Source organism: Cellulomonas sp. P5_C6, assembly GCF_054049635.1.
The window spans coordinates 1-9,285 of the sequence record NZ_JBFULZ010000008.1 but is presented as its reverse complement, the minus strand read 5'-3'; the positions used below and the strand labels follow the sequence as shown (position 1 = coordinate 9,285).

Below are 9,285 nucleotides of genomic sequence, written 5' to 3'. Positions count from 1 at the left end.
TCAGAGGTGGGTGTAGACGTCGGCGAGCGTCAGGCCGCGCGCGATCATCAGCACCTGCAGGTGGTAGAGGAGCTGGGAGATCTCCTCGGCCGTCCGCTCCTGCGACTCGTACTCCGCGGCCATCCAGACCTCGGCGGCCTCCTCGACGACCTTCTTGCCGATGCCGTGCACGCCGGTGTCCAGCTCCGCGACCGTGCCGGAGCCCGCGGGGCGGGTCACAGCCTTCTCCGAGAGCTCGGCGAACAGGGTGTCGAAGGTCTTCACGCGGGCACTCTAGACGGGTCGGGACGAAGCGCGCGCAGCGCGACCACGGTGGCGACGGCGGCCTCCGCGGCCTCGGCGCCCTTGTCCTCGTGGGAGCCATCGAGCCCGGCGCGGTCGAGCGCCTGCTCCTCGTTGTCGCAGGTGAGCACGCCGAACCCGACGGGCACACCCGTGCGGATCCCGACGTCCGTCAGGCCCAGGGTCGCGCCCTGGCAGACGTACTCGAAGTGAGGCGTGCCACCCCGGATCACGACGCCGAGCGCCACGACGGCGTCGGCACCGCCCGCTGCGGCGACCTGCGCGGCGACGGGCAGCTCGAACGTGCCCGGCACACGGACGACCGTGACGTCCTCGACGTGCGCGGCGGCCAGGGCGCGCTGCGCACCGGCCAGCAGCCCGTCCATGACGACGGTGTGCCAGCTCGCGGCGACGACGACCACCTTCAGGCCGGTGCCGTCGACGGTCAGGGTGGGTGCTCCAGCACCGCTCATGCCAGGTCCTCCAGGTTCTCGAACGCGTGGTCGTCGTGGTCGGCGCCGGGTGTCGCCGGTGTCGCGTGCACGGGGGCGACCGCGATGGGCTCCCGCTCCGTCCCCGCGGGCAGGTGCAGCAGGTGGCCCATGGAGGTCGCCTTGGTCCGCAGGTACGCCTCGTTCTGCGGGGTAAGCCCGACCTCGAGGCTGTGGATCTCCGCGACGTCGATCCCGTGGGCGCGCAGGCCGGCGACCTTGGCGGGGTTGTTGGTCAGCAGGCTGATGCGCTCGACGCCGAGGTCCGTGAGGATCGCCGCGGCGGCCCCGTACTCCCGCCGGTCGGCGGGCCAGCCGAGGTCCAGGTTCGCCTCGACGGTGTCCCGGCCCTCGTCCTGGAGCGCGTAGGCCGCGACCTTGGCCAGCAGCCCGATGCCGCGGCCCTCGTGCCCGCGCAGGTAGATGACGGCGCCGCCCTGCTCGGCGGCGAGCTCGAGCGCGGCGTCCAGCTGGGGCCCGCAGTCGCAGCGGGCCGAGCCGAACGCGTCCCCCGTGAGGCACTCCGAGTGCACGCGTACGACGGGTGCCGCCGCGAGCCCGGCCGTCGGGACGAGCGCGACGTGCTCGGCGCCCGTGCGCAGGTCGCGGTAGCCGTGGATCCGGAAGTCGCCGTGCTTCGTCGGCAGGTACGCGGTGTGCGTGGCGTGCACCCGGTCCTTCGGCGGCGCGGCGACCGCGACCTCGGCGGTCACGTCGTCGCCGTGCTCGATGCGCCAGGTGACGATGTCCTCGATGGTCAGCAGCACGAGCCCCTCGGCCTCGGCCAGCGCCGACGCCGCGGGCAGCCGCGTCATGGAGCCGTCGTCGTTGACCAGCTCGGCGATGGCGCCGACGGGCTCGAGACCCGCGAGGCGGCAGAGGTCCACCGCGGCCTCGGTGTGGCCGGTGCGGTGCAGGACGCCGCCGGGCACGGCGCGCAGGGGCAGCACGTGCCCGGGCCGGATCAGGTCCTCGCGGCCCGACGCCGGATCGGCCAGCACGCGCAGGGTGCGGGCGCGGTCGGACGCCGAGATGCCGGTCGTCACGCCCGTGGCGGCGTCGACCGTGACCGTGTAGGCCGTGCGGCGCGGGTCCTGGCTGCTCGGCACCATCAGCGGCAGGTCGAGCGCGTCCGCGCGGGACGCCGGCATGGGTGCGCACAGGTAGCCGGACGAGTGCCGGATGGTCCAGGCGATCCACTCGGGCGTCGCCGACTGCGCGGCGAGGATGACGTCCGCCTCGTTCTCCCGGTCCGGGGAGTCGGCCACCAGCACGGGACGGCCGGCCCGGAGCGCCTCGAGGGCGTCCTCGACGGTCCCGAGCCGCACGCCCGCGGGGGCGGTCATCGCAGCACCCCCGCCGCCGAGAGCAGCCGTTCGGTGTACTTGGCCAGCACGTCGACCTCCAGGTTGACCCGCGCGCCCGGCGCGAGCGTGCCGAGGGTCGTCGCCTCGAGCGTGGTGGGGATGAGGGAGACGCCGAACGACTCGTCCGTCACGTGCGTGACCGTGAGCGAGATGCCGGACACGGCGATGGAGCCCTTCTCGGCGACGTACCGCGCGAGCTCCGGGGCAAGTCCGATCTCGATGTCGTCCCAGCGCGGTCCCGGCGTGCGGCTCAAGATCGTGCCGACGCCGTCGACGTGACCCTGCACGACGTGGCCGCCGTAGCGACCGCCGACGGCCAGGGCCCGCTCGAGGTTGACCGGGCTGGAGACGCCCACGTCGCCGAGCGCGCTGCGCCGCAGGGTCTCCGGCATCACGTCGGCGAAGAACGTGCCGTCGCCGGGCAGCTCGGTGACCGTGAGGCACACGCCGGAGACGCTGATCGAGTCGCCCAGGTGGGCGTCGGAGACCACGAGCGGTCCGCGGACCCGCAGGCGCGCGTCCGTCCCGTCCGGGCCGTTCTCCAAGGCCTCGACCGTGCCGATCTCCTCGACGATTCCGGTGAACATCAGTGCGCCTCCGTGGTGCTGTGCGGGTCGACGGTCGCGACGACGAGGACGTCGGGGCCGAGCGGGATGATCGAGCGGGTGGTCAGTCGGACGGCGTCTCCGATGCTCAGCACGCCGAGGTCGGACAGGGCGGACGGCCCGGCGCCGAGCAGGACGGGCGCGACGTAGGCGTGCACCTCGTCGACCAGTCCGGCGCGGACGAACGCGGCGGCGAGGGTCGGCCCGCCCTCGACGAGCAGGTGGCGGACCTCCCGCTCGGCGAGCACGGCCAGCACCTCGGCGGGCTCGTGCGTCCGGAGGTGGAGCAGCTCCCCGCCCGGGCCGTGCAGGCGGGCGTCCGGGGGCAGGTCGCGGTGGCCGACGACGACGCGCAGCGGCTGGTGCCCGTGCAGCTCGCCGGAGGCGTTCCGCGCGGTCAGCGACGGGTCGTCGACCAGGGCGGTGCCGGTGCCGACGGCGATGGCGTCGACCTCCGCGCGCAGGTCGTGGGCGTGGTGCCGCGAGACCTCGGACGTGATCCACCGGCTCGAGCCGTCCGCGGCGGCGATCCTGCCGTCCAGCGACGTGGCGAGCTTCAGGGTGACGAACGGCCGGCCGCGCTCGATCGACGGCAGCCACGCGCCGAGCACCGCGCGTCCCTCGTCCGTGAGCACGCCGGTCTGCACGTCCACCCCGGCGGACCGCAGGCGTGCCGCGCCGCCAGCCGCGAGGGGGTTCGGGTCGTCGACCGAGACGACCACGCGCGCCACGTCGGCCGCGATCAGCGCCTCGGAGCACGGCCCGGTGCGGCCGTTGTGGTTGCAGGGCTCGAGCGTCACGACGGCGGTGGCACCCCGCGTCGACTCGCCGCGCGCGGCGGCGTCGGCGAGTGCGGCGACCTCCGCGTGCGGCGTTCCCGCGCCGCGGTGCCAGCCCTCGCCGCGGACGTCGCCGTCCGGGCCGAGCAGCACGCAGCCGACGCGGGGGTTCGGGTCGTTGGCCGGACCGCGGCGGGCGAGCTCGAGAGCGCGGCGCATCGCCGTCAGCTCGCGGTCGGTGCTGGCCATGCGTCACCTCCAGGCGCCAGGGCTCCGGGGTGAGGGCGGCAGGAAGAGTCCCGCAACCACGGCGCGACGGCGCCGCCACGTGATCCTCCCATCCGGACTTTCACCGTCGGTCCTGGAGTTCCACCAGGTCAACCGCCCGATCCTTGCGGATCGTGCGGGTCGCGGACTGTCACCGCCGGCTCGGAATTACACCGACCCCGGAGCACGTGTATGTGTTCGTACTGCGCCAACGATCATGCCACACGGCACATTCCCGCCGGGCATTCCCGCCGGTCAGGCGCCCGCGTCCGCCAGGGTGCGGAGGGCCACGATCTCGGCGCCGACGTCGGTCGCGCCGTAGACGGCCGAGCCGGCGACGAACACGTTCGCGCCGGCGGCGGCGATCCGGCCGACGGTGTCGCGCGCGACTCCCCCGTCCACCTGGATCCAGGTCTTGCCGCCCGACGCGTCGAGCGCGGCCCGGGCGCGGCGGATCTTGGGGAGCATGCCCTCGATGAACGACTGCCCGCCGAAGCCCGGCTCCACGGTCATCACCAGCAGCATGTCGAACTCGGGGAGCAGGTCGAGCAGCGGCTCGACCGGCGAGGCGGGCCGCAGCGCGATCCCCGCCCGGACCCCCCGCGCGCGGAGCTCACGGGCCAGCCGGACCGGCGCCTGCGTCGCCTCGGCGTGGAACGTGACGGACGCAGCGCCGACGGCGGCGTACTCCGGGGCCCACCGGTCGGCGTCCTCGATCATCAGGTGCACGTCGAGCGGGATCGGCGAGACCTCGGCGATCCGCTTCACCACCGGAAGCCCGAGCGTCAGGTTCGGCACGAAGTGGTTGTCCATGACATCCACGTGCACGTAGTCGGCGGCGGAGATCGCCCGGAGGTCTCGCTCCAGGTTGGCGAAGTCGGCGGACAGGATGCTCGGGTTGATCAGCGCAGGCACCCGGCCAGCGTAGAGGGCTCAGGAGGTGCGGCGAAGGAGCGTCAGGTGCATCGCGTCGGTCCCGTGCACGTGCGGCCAGAGCTGCACGTCGGTGCGGGCGTCGTCGAGCTCGACCGCACCGCCGGGCGCGATGCCGCGGACGACGGCCCGCGCGTCGACCGCCTCGACCTCGATGCCCGCCCGGCCCGCGGCGCGGACAGCGTCCTTGACCACCAGCTGCGTCTCGACGAGGTGCGGCGAGCACGTCACGTACGCGACCACGCCACCGGGCCGGACCGCCCGCAGGGCCGACACCAGCAGGTCGCGCTGCAGCGCGCTGAGCCCGGCGAGGGCGGCCGGCGTGCGCCGCCAGCGGGCCTCGGGCCGACGGCGCAGGGCCCCGAGCCCGGTGCAGGGCGCGTCGACCATCACGCGGTCGTACGACCCGGGCTCGTCGGTGCCGACCGTGCGACCGTCGCCGGTCCGGACGTCCTCGACCGCGTCGGCCGGCACCGCGCGCAGCGCCTGCTCGACCAGGCGCGTGCGGTGCGGCTGCACCTCGTTGGCGACGATCCGGGCGCCGCGCTCCCCCGCGACCGCGGCCAGCAGCGCCGCCTTGCCGCCGGGTCCGGCGCACAGGTCGAGCCACCGCTCGTCGGGACCGTCGAGCGGCGCTTCCGTGAGCGCCAGGGCGACCAGCTGGCTGCCCTCGTCCTGCACGCCGGCGCGACCGTCGCGGACGCTGGGCAGCGCCGCCGGGTCCCCGCCGGACAGGATGACCGCGGTCGGCGCGAGGACTCCGGGTGTCCCCGTCCCGTCTCCGGCGTCGTCGACCACCTCGGCGGTCCCGGCGAGGCCCGGACGCGCGACGACGGTCACGCGGGGGGCGACGTTGTCGGCCGCCAGGAGCGCGCCGATCTCGTCGGCCGACCGACCGTTGCCCACGAGCGCCTCGCGCAGCGCGCGGACCACCCACAGCGGGTGGCTCTCGACGACGGCCAGCCGGGCGAGCACGTCGTCGCCCGCGGCGTCGGCGATCCGCTGCTCCCACACCTCGGGCGACTCGCGGCCGACGGCGCGCAGGACGGCATTGACGAACTGGGACGGTCCGGTGCCCAGCTGCTCGCGGGCGAGCCCGACCGTCTCGGAGACCGCGGCGTGCGCGGGCACCCGCATGTCGAGCAGCTGGTGGACGCCGAGCCGCAGCACGTCCAGCGCCGGTGCGTCGATCGTGTCGACCGCGCGGGCTGCCGCCTGCGCGATCACGGCGTCGTACCGGCCGCGCAGGCGCAGGGTGCCGTAGGCCAGCTCGGTGGCGAACGCGGCGTCGCGGCCAGTGATCCGACGCTCCCGGAKCAGCGGCGGCAGGACGAGGTTGGCGTAGGAGTCCGAGCCGTCGACCGCCCGCAGGACGTCGTAGGCCGCGGTCCGCGCGGCGTCGCTGCCCCGGCGGCGCTGCGACGGCGCCGCGGCCGAGCGTTGCGTGCGGCCCTGCGACCGGGCCGCGCCGCGCTGCCGACCGCTCGCGTCGCGCCGGTCCTCACCGCTCATGCCGCACCCCCGAGCACCGTGGCGTCGTCGAGCCGCGCGCCCCGGGCCCAGTCCGGCGCGGCCATCGCGCGCTTGCCCTGGGGGGTCACCTCGGTCAGCCGGACCGCGTGCCCGCCCGTGCCGACCAGCACCTCGCGCTTCGTGACCCGCAGCTCGCCGGGCGTGAGGTCGTCGACGTCCGGGACGGGCACGACCGGCGCCAGTCCGAGCCGGCACCCGTCGGGCAGGGTCGTCCAGGCACCGGGCGCCGGGGTGCAGCCGCGGACCCGCCGGTCGACGGCGTGCGCCGGGTGCGACCAGCGCACCCGGGCGTCCTCGACCTCGATCTTGGGCGCGAGGCTGACCCCGTCCGTGGTCTGCGGGACCGGGCTGAGGATCCCGTCCTCCAGGGCGTCGAGCGTCTGCACCAGGAGCCCGGCCCCGGCGGTGGCCAGCCGACCGAGCAGGTCGCCGGACGTGTCGCGGGGGCGGATCGTCTCGGTGAGGAACCCGAACACCGGGCCCGTGTCCAGACCCGCCTCGAGCCGGAACGTCGAGGCGCCGCTGACCTCGTCCCCGGCGATGATCGCGTGCTGGACCGGCGCCGCACCGCGCCAGGCGGGCAGCACGGAGAAGTGCAGGTTCACCCAGCCGTGCACCGGGACGTCGAGCAGCGCCGGCGGGATCAGGGCGCCGTACGCGACGACGGGTGCCGCGTCGACGGCCAGCTCGGCCAGCCGGGCCTGGAAGTCGGCGTCGCGCGGGCGCTGCGGCGTGAGGACCTCGAGCCCGGCCTCCAGCGCGCGCGTCTTGATCTCGCTCTGCGCGGACGCCCGGCCGCGGCCCGACCGCGCGTCGGGGCGCGTGAGCACGGCGACGACCTCGTGGCGGGACGCGAGGAGCGCCTCGAGCGACGGCACCGCGGCCGCGGGAGTTCCGGCGAAGAGCAGTCGCATGGCGTCGATCCTAGGTGCGGGCGAGCCCGACCCCGCGCGCGGCGAGGTCCGCACGGAGCTGGTCCGCCGACGTGAACAGGACGGCGTCGAAGCCCGCGCGGGCGGCCGCGGCGACGTTCGTGGCGGAGTCGTCGGTGAACACCGTCCGGCGCGGGTCCAGGCCGAAGCGCTCCGTGAGCAGCGCGAACACCCGGGGGTCGGGCTTCGCCACACCGACCTCGCCGGACACCAGCACGTCCTCGAGCAGCCCGATCGCGGGAGCGGCCGGCTCGGCGAGGTGGAAGGTCTCGGCCGACCAGTTGGTGAGCCCGAGCAGCCGCACGCCGTGGGCCGACAGGTCGCGCACCAGCTCCGCCGAGCCCGGCACGGGCCCGACCAGCGTGTCCGCGAAGTGCTCGATGTACAGGTCGAGCGCCGGGACGTGCACCGGGTCGCTGGCGGCGAGCGCCGACCGCGCGTCGGACCACGACCGGCCCGCGTCCTGGTGGTGGTTGAACGCCATGAAGTCGACGTCGGCGAAGAACGCCTGGACCTCCCGGTCGGGGAGCCGCCCGGCGAACGGTCGGTACGGGTCCCACCGGACCAGCACGTTGCCGAGGTCGAAGACGACCGTGTCGATCCGCCCGTTCATCGGTCGCTCATCCCAGCTCCGTCGGGTCCAGCTGCACGCGCACGGACCCGCCCTCGCGGCGCGCGCTGCGGACCGCGAGCGAGGACGCCAGGGCCCGGGCGAGCGAGGCACCGTGGGCACGGGGCACCCGGACGATCGCCCGCACGTCCGGCTCCAGCGCACCCGCCTCGGCCTCCCCGGCCGGGACCGGACCGAGGATCTCCGCGTCCGGCACGTCCAGCCGTGCCAGCAGGGTGTCGACGGCGTCGCGCGGCCCCGTCACGGCGGCCATCCGCACGGCCGGCGGCAGCGCGAGCTCGGCCCGCTCCGCCAGCTCCCGGGAGGCGTACCCGGACGGGTCCCAGCGCACCAGCGCCTGCGTGGCCCGCTCCTCGGCGTCCCCGACCAGCACGACGACGCCGCCGTCGGACGCCGACCGCACCAGCGCCGCGGCCGTGAGCCACCGGCGCAGCGCGTCCTCCCCCGTGCGCAGCGACGCGCCCGCGGTGCTGACCGCCGCGTCGAGCAGCAGGGCCGCCGCGTAGCCGCCGGGCGCCACCGGCTCCGCCCCGGGGGTCGAGACCACGACCGCCGGCACGTCCGTGACCGAGGCCAGCACCCCGCCCGCCGCGCGTGCGCCCGACACGCGCACCGGGACGCCCGGGAAAGCCCGACCGAGCTCCTCAGCTGTCCGCTCCGACCCGACCCGGACCGACCGCAGGGCCCCGGCACCGCACTCGGTGCACCGCCAGTCGGTGGCCAGCCGGCCGCACCAGCCGCAGGTCGGGACTCCGGAGGCGCTGGTCAGCCCGAGCGGACCGTGGCAGACACCGCAGCGCGCTGCCGCCCGGCACCGGCCGCACGCGACCGCCGGCACGTACCCGGCGCGGGGCACCTGCACGAGGACCGGTCCGTCCGCCAGGCGGTCGCGGAGGGTCTTCCACGCCGGCGCGGGCAGGCGCGCCGCAGCGGCAGGACCCTCGCGCGCCAGCTCCACGGACGTCAGGGCGAGCACCCGTGCGGACCGGGCGCGCGTCGTCGCCCGGTCGGCGGCGACCTCCCTCGCCCAGCCGGACTCGACGAGCGCCTGTGCCTCGACGCTGCGCGCGTGGGCCGCCACGAGGAGCGCGCAGCCCTCGAGCTCCGAACGCAGGGCCAGCACCTCACGGACGTGCGGGTAGGGCGTGCGCGGCTCGGCGTGCAGCGGGTCGCCGTCGTCCCACACGACGGCGAGCCCGAGGTCCTGCACCGGCGCGAACGCCGACGCGCGCGTGCCGACGACGACGCGCGCCTGCCCGCGCAGCGCGGCGAGGAACGACCGGTAGCGCGCGGCGGGCCCGTCGTCGGCGGCGAGCCGGACGGCTCCCCCCACCGACCCGGGTGCCCAGCGCGGGATGCCGACGTCCTCGAGCGCGCCGAGCACCCGGTCGATGTCCCGGGCGTCGGGCACCACGACGAGCGCCCCGCGACCACCGAGCACGCACGCGGCGACGGCCTGCGCGAT

The 9,285-nt window shown here is 76.0% G+C and carries 10 protein-coding genes and 1 riboswitch; all 10 genes read right to left on the bottom strand.

Translation table 11 applies throughout. From position 1 onward, the window contains the following. On the bottom strand, positions 1–264 hold the full coding sequence (locus ACXJKG_RS01910; RefSeq protein WP_456844064.1) for a phosphoribosyl-ATP diphosphatase: 264 nt from the start codon (positions 262–264) through the stop codon (positions 1–3). Then, a complete protein-coding gene (gene ribH / locus ACXJKG_RS01905; RefSeq protein ID WP_456844063.1) occupies positions 261–755 on the bottom strand; it encodes a 6,7-dimethyl-8-ribityllumazine synthase in 495 nt (164 codons plus the stop codon). Before ribH ends, ACXJKG_RS01910 begins: the two co-directional genes overlap by 4 nt. Then, positions 752–2,119: a 3,4-dihydroxy-2-butanone-4-phosphate synthase gene (ribB, locus tag ACXJKG_RS01900; RefSeq protein ID WP_456844062.1), complete on the bottom strand. Its 1,368-nt coding sequence runs from the start codon at positions 2,117–2,119 to the stop codon at positions 752–754. Before ribB ends, ribH begins: the two co-directional genes overlap by 4 nt. Next, positions 2,116–2,727, bottom strand: a complete 612-nt coding sequence (locus ACXJKG_RS01895; RefSeq protein ID WP_456844061.1) for a riboflavin synthase — start codon at positions 2,725–2,727, stop codon at positions 2,116–2,118. Before ACXJKG_RS01895 ends, ribB begins: the two co-directional genes overlap by 4 nt. After that, positions 2,727–3,773, bottom strand: a complete 1,047-nt coding sequence (ribD, locus tag ACXJKG_RS01890) for a bifunctional diaminohydroxyphosphoribosylaminopyrimidine deaminase/5-amino-6-(5-phosphoribosylamino)uracil reductase RibD (RefSeq protein WP_456844060.1) — start codon at positions 3,771–3,773, stop codon at positions 2,727–2,729. The genes ACXJKG_RS01895 and ribD overlap by 1 nt, the downstream gene beginning before the upstream one ends. Positions 3,774–3,849: 76 nt before the next feature. Next, positions 3,850–3,982, bottom strand: a riboswitch (FMN riboswitch). Between the two features lie 64 nt (positions 3,983–4,046). Then, entirely contained in the window at positions 4,047–4,706 is a 660-nt protein-coding gene (rpe, locus tag ACXJKG_RS01885; protein ID WP_456844059.1) for a ribulose-phosphate 3-epimerase, read from the bottom strand. Positions 4,707–4,724: 18 nt separating this feature from the next. Next, positions 4,725–6,236 (bottom strand): RsmB/NOP family class I SAM-dependent RNA methyltransferase, encoded by a 1,512-nt coding sequence (locus ACXJKG_RS01880; protein WP_456844058.1) that lies wholly within the window; start codon positions 6,234–6,236, stop codon positions 4,725–4,727. Then, positions 6,233–7,171, bottom strand: a complete 939-nt coding sequence (gene fmt, locus ACXJKG_RS01875) for a methionyl-tRNA formyltransferase (protein ID WP_456844057.1) — start codon at positions 7,169–7,171, stop codon at positions 6,233–6,235. The genes ACXJKG_RS01880 and fmt overlap by 4 nt, the downstream gene beginning before the upstream one ends. A 10-nt stretch (positions 7,172–7,181) precedes the next feature. Further along, complete coding sequence (locus ACXJKG_RS01870) at positions 7,182–7,802, bottom strand: HAD family hydrolase (protein ID WP_456844056.1); 621 nt, start codon at positions 7,800–7,802, stop codon at positions 7,182–7,184. A gap of 7 nt (positions 7,803–7,809) precedes the next feature. Then, positions 7,810–9,285, bottom strand: a 1,476-nt coding sequence (locus ACXJKG_RS01865) for a primosomal protein N' (protein WP_456844055.1), incomplete at its 5' end; no start/stop codon positions are given.

What these genes read in the sequence shown, in the direction of transcription:
- ACXJKG_RS01870 (WP_456844056.1), bottom strand. Translation starts at nt 7,802, where the DNA reads ATGAACGGGCGGATCGACACGGTCGTCTTCGACCTCGGCAACGTGCTG.
- fmt (WP_456844057.1), bottom strand. Translation starts at nt 7,171, where the DNA reads ATGCGACTGCTCTTCGCCGGAACTCCCGCGGCCGCGGTGCCGTCGCTC.
- ribB (WP_456844062.1), bottom strand. Translation starts at nt 2,119, where the DNA reads ATGACCGCCCCCGCGGGCGTGCGGCTCGGGACCGTCGAGGACGCCCTC.
- ribH (WP_456844063.1), bottom strand. Translation starts at nt 755, where the DNA reads ATGAGCGGTGCTGGAGCACCCACCCTGACCGTCGACGGCACCGGCCTG.
- ribD (WP_456844060.1), bottom strand. Translation starts at nt 3,773, where the DNA reads ATGGCCAGCACCGACCGCGAGCTGACGGCGATGCGCCGCGCTCTCGAG.
- ACXJKG_RS01895 (WP_456844061.1), bottom strand. Translation starts at nt 2,727, where the DNA reads ATGTTCACCGGAATCGTCGAGGAGATCGGCACGGTCGAGGCCTTGGAG.